Source organism: Rhizobium sp. UGM030330-04 (assembly GCF_003208455.1).
GTDB lineage: Bacteria > Pseudomonadota > Alphaproteobacteria > Rhizobiales > Rhizobiaceae > Agrobacterium > Agrobacterium rhizogenes_A.
In genome coordinates, this window is the sequence record NZ_QKML01000004.1 from 120,903 (window position 1) to 137,920 (window position 17,018).

Annotated in this window: 20 protein-coding genes and 3 tRNA genes; 10 read left to right on the top strand and 13 right to left on the bottom strand. The window is 59.0% G+C overall.

All coding sequences use genetic code 11. The features are described 5' to 3' along the window. Positions 1–53: 53 nt before the first annotated feature. From N434_RS07590 to N434_RS07600, 3 genes are read right to left on the bottom strand one after another with little or no spacing between them, the layout of a single operon-like run. Positions 54–1,262, bottom strand: coding sequence for an ABC transporter permease (locus tag N434_RS07590; protein WP_065115924.1), 1,209 nt, complete (start codon positions 1,260–1,262; stop codon positions 54–56). Beyond that, complete coding sequence (locus tag N434_RS07595; protein ID WP_065115923.1) at positions 1,252–1,971, bottom strand: ABC transporter ATP-binding protein; 720 nt, start codon at positions 1,969–1,971, stop codon at positions 1,252–1,254. Before N434_RS07595 ends, N434_RS07590 begins: the two co-directional genes overlap by 11 nt. A gap of 13 nt (positions 1,972–1,984) precedes the next feature. Then, positions 1,985–3,283, bottom strand: coding sequence for an efflux RND transporter periplasmic adaptor subunit (locus N434_RS07600; protein ID WP_110756973.1), 1,299 nt, complete (start codon positions 3,281–3,283; stop codon positions 1,985–1,987). 237 nt (positions 3,284–3,520) lie between these two features. Between N434_RS07600 and N434_RS07605 the strand changes: the two genes are divergently transcribed. Beyond that, the gene (locus tag N434_RS07605) at positions 3,521–3,676 is read left to right on the top strand and encodes a hypothetical protein (RefSeq protein WP_077767584.1); all 156 of its coding nucleotides are present in this window, start codon (positions 3,521–3,523) and stop codon (positions 3,674–3,676) included. A gap of 376 nt (positions 3,677–4,052) precedes the next feature. On the opposite strand, the gene N434_RS07610 is transcribed toward N434_RS07605, so the two are convergent. Further along, complete coding sequence (locus N434_RS07610; protein ID WP_110756975.1) at positions 4,053–4,634, bottom strand: class I SAM-dependent methyltransferase; 582 nt, start codon at positions 4,632–4,634, stop codon at positions 4,053–4,055. A gap of 227 nt (positions 4,635–4,861) precedes the next feature. Between N434_RS07610 and N434_RS07615 the strand changes: the two genes are divergently transcribed. Further along, entirely contained in the window at positions 4,862–5,080 is a 219-nt protein-coding gene (locus tag N434_RS07615; RefSeq protein WP_110757204.1) for a hypothetical protein, read from the top strand. A 54-nt stretch (positions 5,081–5,134) separates the two neighbouring features. Here N434_RS07615 and N434_RS07620 read toward each other — a convergent pair. Both N434_RS07620 and N434_RS07625 read right to left on the bottom strand, forming a co-directional pair. Beyond that, positions 5,135–5,211 (bottom strand) — tRNA-Arg (locus N434_RS07620). Between the two features lie 48 nt (positions 5,212–5,259). After that, a complete protein-coding gene (locus N434_RS07625; protein ID WP_110756977.1) occupies positions 5,260–5,565 on the bottom strand; it encodes an ETC complex I subunit in 306 nt (101 codons plus the stop codon). Between the two features lie 266 nt (positions 5,566–5,831). On the opposite strand from N434_RS07625, the gene N434_RS07630 reads away from it, so the two are divergent. Next, positions 5,832–5,908 (top strand) — tRNA-Pro (locus N434_RS07630). 53 nt (positions 5,909–5,961) lie between these two features. On the opposite strand, the gene N434_RS07635 is transcribed toward N434_RS07630, so the two are convergent. Continuing rightward, positions 5,962–7,104 (bottom strand): ceramide glucosyltransferase, encoded by a 1,143-nt coding sequence (locus N434_RS07635; RefSeq protein WP_110757206.1) that lies wholly within the window; start codon positions 7,102–7,104, stop codon positions 5,962–5,964. A 219-nt stretch (positions 7,105–7,323) separates the two neighbouring features. Next, positions 7,324–7,593 carry a DUF982 domain-containing protein gene (locus N434_RS07640; protein WP_035242407.1) on the bottom strand — a complete coding sequence of 90 codons (270 nt, stop codon included), beginning with the start codon at positions 7,591–7,593 and terminating at the stop codon, positions 7,324–7,326. Positions 7,594–7,806: 213 nt separating this feature from the next. On the opposite strand from N434_RS07640, the gene N434_RS07645 reads away from it, so the two are divergent. Further along, positions 7,807–8,055 carry a BON domain-containing protein gene (locus N434_RS07645; protein WP_003522642.1) on the top strand — a complete coding sequence of 83 codons (249 nt, stop codon included), beginning with the start codon at positions 7,807–7,809 and terminating at the stop codon, positions 8,053–8,055. A gap of 59 nt (positions 8,056–8,114) precedes the next feature. On the opposite strand, the gene N434_RS07650 is transcribed toward N434_RS07645, so the two are convergent. Both N434_RS07650 and N434_RS07655 read right to left on the bottom strand, forming a co-directional pair. After that, entirely contained in the window at positions 8,115–8,597 is a 483-nt protein-coding gene (locus tag N434_RS07650; protein WP_181423909.1) for a DUF192 domain-containing protein, read from the bottom strand. Next, positions 8,597–9,175 (bottom strand): cold-shock protein, encoded by a 579-nt coding sequence (locus N434_RS07655; protein ID WP_065115918.1) that lies wholly within the window; start codon positions 9,173–9,175, stop codon positions 8,597–8,599. The genes N434_RS07650 and N434_RS07655 overlap by 1 nt, the downstream gene beginning before the upstream one ends. A gap of 192 nt (positions 9,176–9,367) precedes the next feature. Here N434_RS07655 and N434_RS07660 point away from each other — a divergent pair, with 192 nt between their 5' ends. The 3 genes from N434_RS07660 to N434_RS07675 all read left to right on the top strand — a co-directional run bounded on the left by N434_RS07660 (position 9,368) and on the right by N434_RS07675 (position 12,117). Beyond that, complete coding sequence (locus N434_RS07660) at positions 9,368–9,808, top strand: VOC family protein (protein WP_110756978.1); 441 nt, start codon at positions 9,368–9,370, stop codon at positions 9,806–9,808. Positions 9,809–9,966: 158 nt separating this feature from the next. Further along, positions 9,967–11,196, top strand: coding sequence for a YcbK family protein (locus N434_RS07670; protein WP_181423910.1), 1,230 nt, complete (start codon positions 9,967–9,969; stop codon positions 11,194–11,196). A 177-nt stretch (positions 11,197–11,373) separates the two neighbouring features. After that, a complete protein-coding gene (locus N434_RS07675; protein ID WP_110756981.1) occupies positions 11,374–12,117 on the top strand; it encodes a glycosyltransferase family 25 protein in 744 nt (247 codons plus the stop codon). 300 nt (positions 12,118–12,417) lie between these two features. Here the strand turns inward: N434_RS07675 and N434_RS07680 are convergent, their stop codons facing one another. Then, positions 12,418–13,191, bottom strand: coding sequence for a type 1 glutamine amidotransferase domain-containing protein (locus tag N434_RS07680; protein ID WP_110757211.1), 774 nt, complete (start codon positions 13,189–13,191; stop codon positions 12,418–12,420). A gap of 153 nt (positions 13,192–13,344) precedes the next feature. Here N434_RS07680 and N434_RS07685 point away from each other — a divergent pair, with 153 nt between their 5' ends. Further along, entirely contained in the window at positions 13,345–14,262 is a 918-nt protein-coding gene (locus tag N434_RS07685; protein WP_065115914.1) for a LysR family transcriptional regulator, read from the top strand. A gap of 148 nt (positions 14,263–14,410) precedes the next feature. On the opposite strand, the gene N434_RS07690 is transcribed toward N434_RS07685, so the two are convergent. After that, positions 14,411–15,139, bottom strand: a complete 729-nt coding sequence (locus N434_RS07690; protein WP_110756983.1) for an SDR family NAD(P)-dependent oxidoreductase — start codon at positions 15,137–15,139, stop codon at positions 14,411–14,413. Between the two features lie 90 nt (positions 15,140–15,229). Here N434_RS07690 and N434_RS07695 point away from each other — a divergent pair, with 90 nt between their 5' ends. Beyond that, positions 15,230–15,613: a winged helix-turn-helix transcriptional regulator gene (locus tag N434_RS07695; RefSeq protein ID WP_110756985.1), complete on the top strand. Its 384-nt coding sequence runs from the start codon at positions 15,230–15,232 to the stop codon at positions 15,611–15,613. A 276-nt stretch (positions 15,614–15,889) separates the two neighbouring features. Here N434_RS07695 and N434_RS07700 read toward each other — a convergent pair. Next, a tRNA-Lys gene (locus N434_RS07700) sits at positions 15,890–15,965 on the bottom strand. Positions 15,966–16,246: 281 nt separating this feature from the next. Between N434_RS07700 and N434_RS07705 the strand changes: the two genes are divergently transcribed. After that, the gene (locus N434_RS07705) at positions 16,247–16,993 is read left to right on the top strand and encodes a cytochrome c biogenesis CcdA family protein (protein ID WP_110757212.1); all 747 of its coding nucleotides are present in this window, start codon (positions 16,247–16,249) and stop codon (positions 16,991–16,993) included. Positions 16,994–17,018 lie beyond the last annotated feature (25 nt).

Sequence of the window (17,018 nt, forward strand, 5' to 3'; positions counted from 1 at the left end):
GGAGGTTGCGATTTCTTCTCACATAAGGCCGGTTGCGGTTTGAACGCCGGCTTTCATTCATGCCGCAACGCTTCTATCGGGCTTAAACTCGCCGCCCGCCGTGCCGGGAAATAGCCGAAAATCACGCCGATGGCCGCCGAAAATGCAAAGGCAAGGAAGATGATCGACGGGCTGGTGACGAAGGGCACGTTGAGATAACCGACGACGGCATAAGCGAGGCCGAGGCCGGTGAGGATGCCGACGAGGCCACCGAAGGCCGACAGCATGACGGCTTCCACCAGAAACTGCGTCAGCACCTGTTTTTCCAGCGCGCCGATGGCGAGACGAATGCCGATCTCGCGGGTGCGTTCAGTCACCGAAACCAGCATGATGTTCATGATACCGATGCCGCCGACCAGCAGGCTGACGGCGGCGACCGCGCCTAAAAGCCCCGTCAGCAGCGTCGTCGTGCCGGTCATGGCCGAGGCGATCTGCGTCATATCGTTGACGGTAAAATCATCCTCGCGGCCGATGTTGATGCGGCGGCGCTCGCGCAGCAGGTTCTGCAGGTCGCTCTGCACCTTGGCGGTGGAAACGCCATCCTGTGCCGAGACCATGATCGAGGAAATGGTGGTGGTGCCGCCGATGCGCCGCTGGTGGATTTTCAGCGGCATGATGATCGTGTCGTCCTGATCGTCACCGAGGCCGGACTGGCCTTTTCTGGCCAGCACACCGATGACGGGGCAGGAGATATTGCTGACACGCACCGTCTGTCCCACCGGGTTTTCCGCGCCGAAGAGTTCCTGGCGCACCGTTTCGCCGATGATGCAGCCGATCTGGCCACCGCGATCTTCGGCGGGCTGGAATTCGCGGCCGAGCGCAATGGTCCAGTCCTGCGCGATCAGATAGTCGTTGGTGGTGCCGATGACGCTTGTCTGGTGGTTCTTGCCGCCGAAAATGACTGTAGCGGCGGAACTGCGGTTCTGTGGCGCGACGGCGCGGATGCCCGATATCTGGTTACGGATCGCCTCGACATCGCGGTCATCGAAACGCTTGGCTTCGGTGCTCGCTCTTCCGGGGCCGAACTGGCCGGGGCGAACGAACAGCATGTTGGTGCCGAGCCGCGACAGTTCCGATTTCACCTGTTCGGTCGTGCCGTTGCCGATGGTGACCATGGCGATGACGGCGGCCACACCGATGACGACGCCGAGCACGGTGAGGAAGGAGCGCAGGAGGTTGCGGCTGATGGCGCGCAGCGCAAGACGCGACGTTTCAAAGAACATCCGATGTCTCCTTTTCGTCCGCGGCGCTGTCGGAGGCGAGATGGCCGTCGACAAAGCGCAGCAGGCGTCCCGCATGGGCGGCGATATCCTCTTCATGGGTGACCATGACCACCGTGATGCCCCTGTCGCGGTTCAGTGCGGTGATCAGTTCCATGATCTCGATGCTGGTCTTGGTATCGAGATTGCCGGTCGGCTCGTCGGCCAGAAGCAAAGCGGGGCGGGTGACGATGGCGCGGGCAATGGCCACACGCTGTTGCTGGCCGCCGGAAAGCTCCTGCGTGGTGTGGTCCTCGCGACCTTTCAGGCCTACCTGCGCCAGCGCCTCCATGGCGCGCTCGCGCCGCTCCGAGGCCTTCATGCCGCGATAGATCAGCGGTAGCTCGACATTTTCCACCGCCGAGGTGCGTGACAGAAGGTTGAAGCCCTGAAACACGAAACCCAGCATATGCCGGCGCAGCAGCGTCAGATGCTCATTGTCGAAGCCGCTGGTCGGCACGCCCTGAAACAGATATTCGCCAGCTGTGGGTACATCCAGACAGCCGATGATGTTCATCGAGGTGGATTTGCCGGAGCCGGACGGTCCCATGATGGCGACGAATTCCTTCTCATGAATGGAGAGGCTGACGCCATCGAGCGCGCGGATCGTCGCTTCGCCGCGGCCATATTGCTTGACGACATCGCGGAATTCGATGAGCGGCGGCTGTTGCATGGGTTTTCCTCCGTCAGCCGGCGTTGCGGGCCGTTGCGTCGGTAATCACCTGGTCATCGGCTTTCAACTCGCCCGATTTTACCACGGTATGCTGGCCGTCGGTGGAACCGGTTTCGATGGCGATGGAGACTGGCGTGTTGTTGCGCAGCACCCAGACCGTCCTTTTGCCCGCGGCCGCCTGACCGGCATCGCGGTTCTGCGAGCGGCCCATCCGCGGCGGGCGGAACAGGCTCATCAACCCGCCGCCACGGGAGGCGGATTCGCGCGGCGGCGTATAACGAAGCGCGGAATTCGGCACCAGCAGCGTATCCTTGATTTCCTCGACGATGATATTGGCGGTGGCCGTCATGCCGGGGCGCAGCAGCAGTTCTTCATTATCCACCGTCAATATGCCCTTGTAGGTCACCACGTTGGATACGGTTTCGGAGGCGAAACGCACGGTTTCGATCTCGGCCGGGAAACTGCGGTCGGGATAGGCATCGACGTTAAAATTGGCCTTCTGGCCGGTTTCGACCTTGCCGACATCGGCCTCATCCACCGAGACCTGCAATTCCATGTGGCGCAGATCGCCGGCGATGGTGAAGAGGACAGGGGCATTGAGCGAGGAGGCGACGGTGGCGCCGGGATCGACGCTGCGGGTGAGGATGACGCCATCGATGGGCGAGACGATCTTGGCCTTGCCGAGATTGACCTCGGCGAGCCTCAGATCCGCTTCCGCCGAAAGCACGGTCGCCTCGTTGACGTCAAGCGTGGCGGCGGCGGCATCGTGGCTGAACTGTGCCGCATCCAGATCCTGCTGGCTGGAGACCCGGTTCTGCACCAGCGATCTCAGGCGCTCCATGGAGGTTTTCGCCGAACCGAGATCGGCGCGCGCCTTCAGCACGCTGGCCTTGGCGGAGGCGAGCTTGGCACGGGCGCTCTGCACGTCGGCTTCGAGCTTGTTTGTATCCAGCTCCGCCAATACGTCCCCGGCCTTGACCGGGCTATTATAGGTGACGTTGACCTTGCGCACGGTGCCCGACAGTTCGCTCGATATATCGACCTGATCCGTTGGCTGAACCGAGCCGGTGGAGGTGACGATGACCGAGAGATCACCCTGACGCGCGGCTTCGGTCGTGTAGCTGTAGGCGACACCTGCCGCGCGCGACTGGTAATAATAGCCAAGGCCGCCGCCAATCAGCACGATGGCTGCTGCGGCATAGAGATACCGACGCGACTTTTTCTTGCGGCCGTTTCTGTTCGTTCCCAGAATCTCGCGCAGATCGGGCTGGCTGTTTTTTGAGTCGCTGCCACTGGTATTGGCGTCATTCATTCTCGTCACCCGCAAAATTCAAAATACCACAGAGGGTTGTCACCGCTCTCGGATTTGTCCATCCATCTGTCGTTCTGTATTCCTCTGATTGTGGGAAGTGACATAGCTTGCCTCAAGGGTGAAGTGAAAACTTGGTAATATTTATGATAGTTCTGGTCTGTTAGAGATAAACACCGGAAAGGCCGATGCCACCTTTAGGGCAGAGGTTTCAGCAGCGACATTCAGGACGATGATGAAATGAACGACAACGTGGTGAAGTTCCGCAAACCGGTGCCACCGAAAAAGCCGCGCGAACCGCTGGGGCCGAAAGCGAAGAAGGCGCTGGCGATTGCGGCTGTCATCGTGTTTTTCGTGGCAGTGTGGGGCTACTTCACGCTGATGGGGCAGGGGTAGGCGAGACGGCCGGCGTTGGCGCTCCTGCTTGGGGCGGAATGGACGGCGTAAGTATTCAAGACGGCCAAGACGGGTGTCTCTGGAGACGATTTGGACCTAGGGGTGGCGTCGCTGATTTTGATGACGGCTATTGGCCCATAGCGGTCATGACCTTCATACACGAAGCGGCCATTGCAGGAGGGGTTAGCTCATCTCAGGAGGGGTAGCCGGCTTCCTTTTGCATAACGATTAAGGCAGGCATCGATTACGCAGTACGGCGGTGTCCATACCAAAGCCTCCGCCACTCCTCCCGTCGCCTCCGTCAGGCAGTCGGACTATAGCACGCTAGTCGCTGTGTGGCCCTGAACGGATATCATTTGCAAGAAATTATGTTCGCTCATGCGTAGGCTACCCAGCCGCGGAAACTGATTGCTTGATAAAATTGTGTGATGCTCGTGAAACCTGCTTCCTGCAGATATTCTCGTTCTTCTTCCGGTGACCTTATGAAGGCTTTTCTCATCCCTATCTTCGCTGCGTTACGTCTATCGGCGTCCATCTGTGAAGAAGCGCCAAATTTGACATGCCGTTCGATCCAGGTTGAGTAAGCTGGTTCGCTCAATGGGAAACTGACGTGAGCTAGAACGAACGGCGAGCCCGGTCGTAGACGCTGGCGAATGCCATCAAGCGTGACCTTCCTATCCTCGGGCGAGATATGGTGGAAAACGAGCAGACATACTGCACCATCGAAAGGCCCAGCGGGTGCAACAGAGATGTTGCCATTGTGAAGAGCTGTGCGCTCACTAAGGTTTCCAATCGTTTTTTGTGCCAATGCAAGCATGTCCGATGACGGATCGACACCATCAAATTTCCAACCTGACTGCTGTTCAGACAGTGCTTTTAGCTCAAGGCCACCACCCGCACCGACCACGAGCACTCGCCCGTCCTGGGGCACCCGTTCGGCCAAAAGCAGTCCTGCCATGCGATGAAGTCCATCGAGCCCTGGAACGTTGCGTCTAGCTCCTTCGATATAATCAGCCTGCCTTCCATCAAATGTACCCACAGCGACAACTCCTTTTTTGCGTCTATCGTAACAACATAAGTTACGTAAGACGCTGGTGCAATACTTCATATCAGGACAGCGAGCACCGCGGCGACAGCTAATGGCGCAATACCGCCCAATCAACACGGCCAAGGGAGATGGAATGTATGAGAGGTTTTCGCGACAGTGTGCTTTTTCCGATCACCCTCCTGATCAGCGGCGTGGTCGTGTTTTTTCTCTTCCTCTACGTGACAGGCCACGACCCGGATGAGCGACCCCTGACGCTCGCCGAGTGGGTTATCGGCGACATGCTGATCGGACCGGGTTTCGGCTATCTCGTGAAATGGAGAAACATGAAGAATAACCGCGATACTAACGCAGACTGATCGCGCGCTGCGATCGGACCCAAACCAGTCATTCATGGATAATGTGAGAAGCGGTGGCGACCCCTGCAGGACTCGAACCTGCGACCTACTGCTTAGAAGGCAGTTGCTCTATCCAGTTGAGCTAAGGGGCCGTCATGCCGGGCAATCGATACTCCGGCAAAAACTTTGATCGTCGTGTTTCAGTGCGTCCAGGGCTGGGTGCGGTTGAAACGGAAATTATCCGTGTAGGAAACCACCTTGCGGGTCGTTTCTTTCGGCTGGATGACGCGGTATTCGATGCCCTTGCGCTGAGCATAGGCTTCGGCCTGTTCCTGCGTCTCGAATGTCAGCTTGACCTGCTGCTTCATGTCGGAGCTGGAGGTGTAGCCCATGATCGGATCGATCTTGCGCGGAACCTCGGCGTCGAATTCCAGAACCCAGACATTGGTCTTCGCCTTGCCGGATTGCATGGCGGTTTTTGCAGGGCGGTAAATCTTCGCAGACATGTTGAAACTGCTCCGGTTGGGCGGCGGGGCATGACACCCCGGATTATTCTTCACGTACCTGAATAGAATAACCAAATCGTGTCAGGAACGCTGAATTTGAAATGGACCGACTTCATGTGAGAGTCAAGACGATTATCCCGCGCTGTCCTTTGCAGCCGCCGCCGCGCCGGCGGCAGATTTCGTCGATGAGGGCCGAGGCTGAACAAAGATGAATTTCCCTGTTGCGGACTTCAGGTGAACCGTGTATTCCCCAGCCATCGCCTCGGCGGAGTGTAGCGCAGTCTGGTAGCGCATCTGGTTTGGGACCAGAGGGTCGGGAGTTCGAATCTCTCCACTCCGACCATTTTAAAGCAAAGAATCAGCTTTCCGGCGTAACCCCTTCAAAGAATTTTCCGTTCAGTCTGCAGAAGGTCCAGCCAATGTGCTCTCTGCCGTGCCGATCGTCATGACATTGCCACGCCAGGCCACCGCGCTGCCGATCCAGCTGCGGGCCCAGACGACCGGCATGATCATATCCCGGGCGATCATGGCGGGCAGCGTATAAAGGGACAGCGGCCAGCGGTTGAGGGCGACGAGCGCCAGCTCCGGGACATACATGATGGCGAGGACGGCAAAGGCGGTTGGGGCAAGGTCCAAGTCCATCATGGCAGCGGCGGCGAGTGCGAAGAGAAGCGGGGGAAGCGCGCCGGTGAGGATTTCCGGTGCGAAATATTGCGGGAAGGTCACGCGTCTCAGCCGTGCCCAGCGGGTCTGGCGCGACCAGATTTCGCCGGCGTGGCGATGGCCGAGGGGCTGTTCAAAGGGGGCGGAAACCAGATGCACCTTGCGGCCGGCATTTCTGATCAGTTTCGTCGAGGCGGCGTCCTCGGCAATTTCAGCGGCGAGTGCGCGGATGCCGCCGTGATCTTCCAGAAACGGCTTGTTCCACAACATCGACTTGCCCTGCGCGAAACCCATGCCGATCGCTTCCGCCGCATATTGCCAGCGGCCCTGCGAGCCGTTGAGGAAGGCGCATTCCACATGCGCCCAGAAGCCTGCCGGCCGCGAACCGAGCGGCGGTGAGCAGACCAGCCCGCTATCTGGCCGCCAGGCCGACATCATGGTCGCTATATAGGATTTCGGCATCAGCACGTTCGAATCGGCGAGGATGACCCATTCGTGCCGGGCCGCGCGCCAGCCCTTGACGCAATTGTTCAGCTTGGGATTGGCGCTGATGCGGTCGTCGCCGATAAGAATCTGCGCCGCGATTGCCGGGAAGGCGGCGCTCGCCCGGCGCACCTCGTCAATCACCGGATCGAATTCATCGGCGACGCAGAACAGCAATTCGTAATCCGGCCAGTCGAGCTCAAAGGCGCGCGACAGCGTCAGCGGGGTAAAGCTTTCCACCCCACGCAGGGGCACGACGATGGAGACCGGCGGTTTTTGCCGCGCAAGCATGTTGTCCGCGTCGCGACGTGTCAGCCGCCATGCGGCCAGCAGGACGCCGAGAAGATTGAAGGCAAGGAGCAGGATCGCGCAAAGGGCAAAGACAGTTTCCATGCTGGCCAGTTCCACTCCCTAGCTTCCGGCGGTCTGTCCGCCTACCGATTCCATGGAATTCGTTCCTGCCGATTATAACGTTTAGGTGACAGTTACATGTCATCATCCACGGATGGGCGGCGAGCGTGCTGTGGCAAATGGCGCTTCGGCATCTGGCCGCCGGCAAAAGAAAAGCCCTTCTCAGGGAAGGGCCCAATCCGTCACCACGGGCAATGAACTTTAGTGGATGTTCAGAATATGCGCGTGACTGCTTGCGACGAGAAACGATTCCCGGGCTTTTTCGATATCGCATTTGCCGGCGATGGCATCGAGGCAGTTTCTGCGCGCTTCTTCATATTCCGGCCCGTGTTCTTCCGGCCAGCGGTACATCAGCATGTCGAGTGCGACCAGCGGGCTGTAGATCTCCACGGCCACGCACAGCGGCAGGTGGATCGCCACCGGCTTCATCCACGAGGCGTGGTGACACGGCTCCGTTCTGTTGATCAGCATGTCATTCTCCTCCCTGTTTCACGCGCCTTCATGGCGGTTTTTACTCTCATGCGCGAAATGCCCGCCTCACGAAATGGTTCCCGATCACCTAAAATGTGATCGATCGGGGGGTTCCAATTTTGCAAGATGAATGGAAGATGAACAAACAGATGAACCGGAGATGAACAAAACCGCCTGTCAGGCGTTGTTGTGTCCATAAGAAGGAGAACGCATATGTTCAATTTGTCAGGCATTCAGGAAAGCTTCTTCGGAGACCGCATGGCCGGCGTTTGCCAGGCGATCACCTCGGCCCTGGCCTTTGAATCGGGTCTCGAAAAGTCGCGTATTTCCGCAACCGTTGAAAATGATGTGATCTATCTGGAAGGTACGGCCGATTCGGTCGAGGCGATCGACATTGCCATCAATCTTGCCGCTTCCATTTCCAACTGCCGGATTTTGAGCCATATCGAGCCGGTCTACTGAACATTGCGACAGCCGGACGGGCTTCGTCCGGCTCGTTCAGATACAACAACGCGGCAATGTCACTTCCGGTTGCCGATCTGCGCACTGCGGACCATATCGCCCGGCTTGATGCCATAACGTTTTGCAGCGCCGCCATTCAGTTCAAGCACGAATTTTACCGGACCGCGGGAGCTGATGATCGCTTCCGAATGCGGAACCGCATTTTCATGGATATGGGTGATGCGTCCGTCGCGTGCGATGAACAGCATGTCGAGCGGGATGAGGGTGTTGCGCATCCACATGGCCACATCCCGTGCCTCACCGAAATCGAACAGCATCCCATTTTCCGGCGGCATGGACTTGCGGAACATCAGGCCCTGCTCGCGCTGGGCATTGTCGAGCGCCAGTTCGGCAACGAAGTCGTGGGTTTTACCGGAAGCGGTTTCGACCGTCAGCGGTTCGGACGAGAATGTCTGCCGTTCCTGGGACTGGGCGGTGCCGGCGAGGGTGAAAAAAAGAAGCGCCATGACGGCGCTTTTCACCATGGCACGCAGGGCGGCCATCAATGCGACATCCCGATGGAAGCGGGGTTGTCGGGATGGATTTCCGCGGCCATCAGGCCCTTGTCGCCATCACCATAACGCACCAGCACCACCTGGCCGGGACGAAGCTCCGTCAGGCCGAAACGGCGCAGCGTTTCCATATGCACGAAAATATCTTCCGTTCCTTCGCCGCGCGTCAGGAAGCCGAAACCCTTGGTACGGTTGAACCACTTGACGATGGCGCGCTCCAGCCCGCTGGACGGCGTCACCTGCACATGGGTGCGCACCGGCGGCAGCTGCGAAGGGTGAACGGCGGTCGACTGGTCCATGGACAGGATGCGGAAAGCCTGGAAGCCGCGGTCGCGCCGCTGGATGAGGGCGACGATGCGCGTACCTTCGAGGATAGTCTGGTATCCGTCACGGCGCAGGCAGGAGACGTGCAGCAGCACATCCTGCGTGCCGTTGTCAGGCACGATGAAGCCGAAACCCTTGGCGACGTCGAACCACTTCACGACGCCGGTGATTTCGGTCAGGTCCACGGCATCGCCCGAAAGGTCCTCGAGATCGACTATCGTCTTCGATGACATCCTATCAGCCATATCCTGCCAACCCCTCGATTACGCGCCATACATCGGTCAACTGATTCCTGTGCGCCAGATTAACATCTTGGTAACGGTTCGACGCAAGCCCTAGTTTTTGATTTGCGCAGCTGCTTTTATGTCGCGGTCCTTGTCCGGGGCTTGCCATCTGGCGTTTAGTGCCCCCGGACCCGTGTATTGGAGAGGAAGAAAATGCGGTATCTGCACACGATGGTTCGCGTCAAAGACCTTGGCGAATCACTGAAATTCTATTGCGACCTGCTGGGTCTTACGGAAATACGCCGAATCGAAAACGAAAAAGGCCGATTCACTCTGGTTTTTCTTGCCGCGCGCGACGACATTGCTGCGGCGAAGGAAAAAAAGGCGCCGAGCCTCGAACTCACCTATAACTGGGATACCGAGGATTACACCGGCGGCCGCAATTTCGGCCATCTGGCTTACGAAGTCGACAATATCTACGACTTCTGCGCCAGGCTTCAGCAGAATGGCATCGTGATCAACCGGCCGCCGCGCGACGGGCACATGGCCTTCGTCCGTTCGCCTGACGGTATTTCCTTCGAGATTCTGCAGAAGGGCGAAAGCCTCGCACCAGCCGAACCGTGGATATCTATGCAGAATAGCGGTTCCTGGTAAGGGATTTTCCCGGCCAGCAGCGGCGTTTTCGGGCGCTCTTGCCTTGTCCCAACGGGATGAGGCATAGTCCGCGAATCGAAACGGCCCGTCCCGTTTGGGGAAAGCACACGATTCCGTTCCCGTGCTGCTGTTGGAAATGCAAGATACGGAGGCCATCCATGAAAACTGTCGAGGGCGCGAAAGGACGCGTTTCCTGTCAGCGTCTTGTCGTTGCGGTTTCGCTGCTCGGACTTGCCGGCTGCGTTTCGGCGGTGACGGATGACGAGATGGCCGCCAATGCCAGGAAGCCGGAAATTACGGCACAGCAGAAGCCGCAGACGGCCGCGGCGGCCGTCGCCGCACCTGCGGCCGGCGCTCAGCCGGGGCATTATGTCGACCCCGCCGTGGCGTCCGCCTCCGGTGGAGCCATGCCGGCCCAGCAGCAGACACCGGGCGGCCCGGCGCAGGTATATGGCGCTGCGGCCGATATTGGCGGCCTGACGACGCAACCGACGGCAATTTCCGCCGGTACGTCCAGCATCTATTCCACCGCCCGTGCGGCAGTGCCTTCCGCCGCAGCGGCCGATGCTGCCGGCGCCACGCCGTCGCAGAAAATCGTTCCCGCCGTCAGCAGCGTTTATTCGGCGCCGGCGCAGCTCCAGCCCGCATCCGCACCGGTTGCGGCGGCGGCGGAACAGCACAGTGAGAACCGCGAGCCCGTTCCGGTCCCCGCGCCGCAGCAGCTTGCGGCCGCTGCTGCTCAACCCGCCGCAAACGCGGCGTCCGGGGGCGAAAAACAGGAAGGCGAGGGTACTGGCGTAACGCTTGCGGCATTTTTCGCCGGAGCCGCCAAGAAGCGGCTTCCGAAAATGATCGAAAACGGTGCTGCCGTGAATACCGAGGTGGCGGCGCTGCCCGGCGCGGCGGACAGGACGATGGGCATTGCGCTTTCCGGCCGCTCGATGATGTCGGACGAATTTGATGACGCCCATCTCGATGACGAGGATAACGAGCCGACCGGCCTTATGAAGCTGGCCTCGCTTTCCGGTCTGACCCGCGTTGCCCCGAACGGGCTTCTCCTGCAGACGGACCGTGTCGAAGTGGGTTGTTTCAAGCCCGACCTGATCCGGATGATCAAGGATGTCGAGCGTCACTATAACAGCCCAGCGATCGTCACCTCGGGCTATCGCCCGCCCAAGCGCGTAAGGCAGGGTTCCAAGCACTATACCTGCGATGCCGCCGACATCCAGATCAAGGGTGTCTCCAAATGGGAGCTTGCCACCTATCTGCGCTCCCTGCCTGACCGTGGTGGCGTCGGCACCTATTGCCATACCGAATCTGTCCACATGGACACGGGCGAACCGAGAGACTGGAACTGGCGCTGCCGCCGCACCGCAGCCCGCAAATAATCTCCTGCCGTGTGCTGTGAGCGGTCAAACCGGAGCGCTCCAAAGCCTGGGCCGCCCGCCCGGAAATCCATTCACGCAGAGCTGATGGAGCCGCGTCTTTCGGGTGTCCGAATGGACGACGCTTGCACCTTGCTGTAGGAGACGGTTTCCCGTCTTCACGTGCATGGTGTTTTCCGAATGCTGCCGATCCCGACTTTCCCCATCTACATCATTTCCATTGCCCGGGCGCGGGCAAGGCTTGAAAAGATGCTGGAGGGCGCCGCCGGTCTCGGGCTGGATCTGCGCCCGGTGGAGGGCGTCGACGGCAAGGCTGTCGCGCCCGCCGACTGGACGGATTTCGACCGGCGCGGTTTCGAGTTGCGCAATGGCCGCCATGCGCTTGCCGGTGAATATGGCTGCTACGCCAGCCATATAAAGGCGCTGGAGATATTCCTTGCCACCGATGCGCCGGTGGCGGTGATCGTTGAAGACGACGTTGCCTTCACGCCGGAATTTTCCGAACGGGTCAGGGCCATGGTTGCGGTGATGCCGGAAAATGCGATCGTGAAACTGACCAACCACCGCCGCAGCGGTTTCAAGGGCCGGAAAACCAGCGCGCTTGGCGACACGTTCGGCCGCTGCATCTACGGTCCGCAGGGATCATCGGCCTGCTACATCATTTCGCGTGGCGGAGCGGGGCAGTTTCTCAAAGCGGCAAGGGTGATGACGCTGCCTTTCGACCGCGCTCTGGACTGCGGCTGGGGTTACGGCACGGAAGTCTATGTCACCGACAGGGATTTCCTGCCGTTCGGCGACCCGGACACGCTGATCGGCACGCGGGCCGAATATCGCGGCAGCAAGTTCGCCCGTTTCAAACGGATTCCGGCCTATCTTTCGAGCTTTTACGACAATATCGCGCGGTATGTTTATGCCTATCGCTAGGGGCGGGTTGTTCCTGCGCCTTCCCCGGTTTTGTTGTGGTTCCTGATCGCAGTATTGCCCGACCAGCATGATGGCGAATGCCTGCCTGGTGACAACGGGATGGGCTGGGTCCGCAGAGTCAAATGGAAGCCCGGATCGTAACAATCGACCTTCCAGAATGCCCTGTGGCCTTCGACAGCCGGGCATCGCGGCCCTGACCTGGGTTGGAGAATACGGGTTATCTTGTCGAACGCTTCTATACGGGAGCATGGTGGTGTCACGCTTGCAAAGGAAATGCGTGACACCTTGCGCCGCTGTGGATTATTGCGGTCTGGTCTCAAGCGCCTTCACGATGGCCTCGGCGAAAGCCTTGGCGGACGCCGGGTTCTGACCTGTAATCAGGCGGCCGTCGACGACGACCTTGTTCTCGAAAATCGGCGCCTCCTCGAAAGTTGCGCCCGCGTTCTTCAGCGCGGCTTCAAGCTCGAAAGGGACAATCTTGTCGTATTGGCGGAAAGCTTCCTCTTCCGCTGTAAAGCCCGTCAGCTGACGCCCCTTGATCAGGCTTTCACCGTTGCTCAGCCTGACATTGAGAAGGCCCGCCGGGCCATGGCAGACGGCGCTGACGATGCCGTTGCTCTCGTAAATCTTCCGGACAATATCCTGAAGGTCCGCATCGTCGACAAAATCCCACATCGGGCCATGACCACCGACGAGCTGGACGGCGGCATATTGTGAGGTGTCGACGTCGGACAGCTTGATCGAGTTGGCGATTTTGTTGCGGTGATCCGGGTTTGTCCAGAATGCAAGTGTTGCCGGATCCTTCAGATCGAACCCATCGAAGGGAGACAGCCCGCCTTTGGGGCTTGCAATGTCGAAATCGATCCCGGCTTCATCAAACACTTCTACGGGATGAGTGAGTTCAGGGAACCAGTATCCGCCGACGAGTTCGGGCGTTTTTTTGTCTAGGCTCGACACGACGATTAGAATTTTCTTCGCTGCCGCCTCGGCCTGCTGGGCGAATGAGTGAGCAGGTAGCGCCACAAAAGTAACGATGGCGGCGCAGACACCGGCGACTTTGTTGAAAAGAGACATATCCATTCCTCGGTTTGTTGATACGCCCCTGATATGTCTGGCCTCGATTAGAAAAATAAGTGCCATGTTTCTATATGGATTGTTTAGAAAAGCTTCATTATCCTGCTTCTAGCGCAATGTGCCACGTTTCGAACGGGAAAGCTGGATCACGAGATGACTCGTCATGATGCCTTCGATGGATTGTCTGAATTCCTGGCAATCGCGAAGCATAAAAGCATCCGAAAAGCTGCGCTGGAGCTGGGGGTAACACCGGGCGCGATCAGTCAGGCTTTGCAGAAGCTGGAGCGCAGGCTTGCCACCCCTCTCTTTCATCGCACGACGAGGAAGATGTCGATGACCGAGGCAGGCGAGCGGCTTCTTTCAAAGGTCGGTCCGGCGGCTCATTTGATCGAATCGAGTTTCGAGGAGACGTTGCAGTCAGCGCTCGAGCCCTCCGGGACGCTACGGCTCATCATGGAACGACTTGCCATTCCGCATGTCCTTGAGCCTGTGATGCCCCTGTTCCGTAGAACCTGGCCTCTCGTGAACGTGGATGTCACCGTCAGCAATCAGCACCATGACTTCGTTGCTCAGGGATATGACGCGGGAATATTGCTCGGATCTTATGTGCCGCAGGACATGATAGCGATCAGATTGTCGCCGCCTTTCAACTGGGCCGTCTTCGGATCTCCGGAATATTTCGAAAAGTACGGCAAACCCGATACTCCCGGCGAACTCACCCGGCACAAATGCATCCGCTTCCGGCGTCCTGAAAAAGGCGACATCTACAGGTGGGAGTTTCTGGATGACGGCCAGACATTGCGTATCGAGCCCGATGGACCACTCACAGTCAACGACGGTGAGCTCATGCGGCAATTTGCAACCCAGGGCCTCGGATTGATCTATTCCTCGACCTTCCATACGTCCGGAGAACTTGCGCAGGGACTGCTCGAACCCGCGCTACTCGACTACTCTCCCGGGGGAGACGGTCTGTTCCTCTATTTCACCAGGGCGGCTCAAAGCCAACCGAAGCTGCGCGCCTTCATCGATGCGTGCTCCATGCTTCGTAAACAGACGAAGCCAATCGTCTGACGAACTCCTGCGTTCTTCCACAGGCGTTGCGCCTTCAGCCTCGGACAGCAAGCCGAGGACGCAGCACCCATTATTCGTCGAAGGTAGCAGAGCCCTTTTGAAAAAGGGGTAGCGGTGATACCGCTGCCCCTTTCAATGATGATATTGCTCAATGCGCGGCATGTTCGGCAGGCAGGATCGACTCGGCACGGGAGCGCCCGGTTGCGAGCGACCAGATTTCCTCGGCAAGCACGTCAGGATTGATGGTAGCGAAGCGCGGGTCATCGACTGGCAGGCCATTGGCCGCTGCTACACGAAGGCCCGTGGAGTTGTCGATCATCGCACCAATGTGGAGCATTCCGGCGAATATGCCGTGCCCCTTGATCTCCTCGTGAAGACCCAGAATGTAGTTGCGCGTGGCGGCAAATGCGGGACCTGGGCCGCTCATCCCCGGCATTGGCGTCACGGCCGAAAGACCATCCGCGACGATGATCGCTCCGTCGCCTTGAGCGAGCATCCCCGGCAGCACGGCCCGAACAACCTCAACCGGAGCCAGGGTCAGAATGTTGACGAGTTCCTTGAGTGAAGCTGCTGTCAGGTCGACTGCTGGAAGCATGCGGAAGTTGCCGAGAGGCGCAAAGATTGCGGTGTGGATAGGACCGGACTTCTGTTCAATCTCGCGGGTCAGGGCCGGGATTGCATCAATCTCATTGAGGTCGGCGGGGAAGGCCGTGGCATCCACATCCTGCGCCGATAGCTCGGCTATCCTTTGGCCGAGTGATTGGGCATTGCGGGCGACAAGGGCGACGCGGAATCCAGCCTTGCCGTAACGTCTTGCGACGGACGCGCCAAGCCCGGTCCCGGCTCCGAAGATTGCAATTGTTTTCCTGTCAGTCATGACATCTCCTATGATGGTATGTTTTCGTGACTAGATATGTCTGTTAGACTGGCAAAAGCACAAGAACGCATAATTTTAGGGCCTGGTCACATGGATTTACCCACCCCACCGCAACAACCGGGAACGAGCGCGGATTGCCGCCCCATCAGCCAGATGCTTAGCCGCATCGGTGACAAGTGGACCATCATGACGATTACGATGCTGCTCGACGGCCCAAAACGGTTCAATGAGCTGCGCAGGGCTATCGGGGGCATCAGCCAGCAAATGCTGACGAGAACGCTCCGCGCCCTGGAGAATGACGGCCTCGTTTCGAGAAGGGTCTACCCCACGATCCCCCCGCAGGTGGAATACAGCTTGACCACCCTTGGTAAGTCTCTCGCCGAACCTCTCACGCAGCTTACCGCGTGGGTTCTGCAGAATATCGCCGAGGTTGAGCGCAACCGTTCGAAGGCGGCCGACAGCTCGGTGGATTAGCGCGCTTTGGGCGGTTGCGCACAGGAATGCCGCGCGCAGGCTGCTTTGGGCTGAATACGATTGCTGGGCAGGCGCTACGCGACGGGACAATTCCACGACAAGAGCTTGCCGATCTGCCTCTGCTTATGGCCGTTGACAATTGCGCTGAGCGTGGCGGTCAGATAACCGCCGGAATTTGCCGCCCCGGTTATCGCTATGCGAAATCATTTCATCTCTCAGGCTGCGGAGGATGATTCCTGCTTGCTTCAGCAGGCAACGGTAAGTGCTTGATTTTGTTGGTGAGAGCGCAGGGATTCGAACCCTGGACCTACTGATTAAAAGTCAGTTGCTCTACCGGCTGAGCTACGCTCTCCCGTGTCGGGGCTGATTTGCCCTTCGGAAGTGCGCGGAACATATGTAGAGCGATCCGTTCGGTCAACCCAAAAAAAGCGCTTTCTACAATCAATCCGGTTTTTTTTGTCGCACCCCCGAAAAGGTGATTGGAGAGAGGGGGCAGCTGGGGATAAAACCGGCTTCAGACATGTCGGCCAGACGGGTGAAATCCTTTTGCAGCAATGACATGCATGAAAATGAAGCGTGAAGTGCCGGCGAATCTTCAAAATCGTGGTCGCTTTGCGGGATGCGGAGTTCCTCTTGTCGATTGCCGATATTTCCCTGTTCAGCGCGCTTCTGGCCGGCGCTCTTTCGTTTCTGTCGCCCTGTGTGCTGCCGCTGGTGCCGCCTTATCTCTGTTATATGGCGGGTGTCTCGGTCGAGCAGTTCAAGACGGAGGAGACCGCGCCGCGGCCGGAGATCCGCAGGGCCGTGCTGTTTTCGGCTTTCTTCTTCACGCTCGGTTTCGCCACCGTTTTCGTGGCGCTTGGGGCCGGGGCCTCGACGATCGGCACGCTTTTGCGCCAGAATCTCGATATTCTCGCCAAGATCGGCGGTTTCATCATTATCCTCATGGGTCTGAATTTCCTCGGCGTGTTCCGCATCGGCCTGTTTTCGCGCGAGGCGCGGTTTCAGGGGGCGGGCAAGCCGGCCACGCTTTCCGGGGCCTATGTCATGGGTCTCGCCTTCGCTTTCGGCTGGACGCCCTGCATCGGCCCGGTTCTGGGGGCGATCCTCGGCGTTGCCGCTTCGCGGGATACGGTTGGTGACGGTGCGGCGCTGCTTGCGGTCTATTCGCTGGGCCTTGCCGTGCCGTTCTGGATCGCGGCGGCGTTTTCCGGTTCCTTCATGCGTTTCCTCGTCCGTTTCCGCCGCCATCTCGGTCTCGTGGAGAAGCTGCTTGGCGTATTGCTGGTGCTCACCGGTCTCGCTTTCATGTCCGGTTTTATCACCAATGTGGCGATCTGGTTCCAGGAGACCTTTCCGATCCTGATGAAAATCGGCTAAGCCTCCCGCTGGAGTTGCTTGCGGG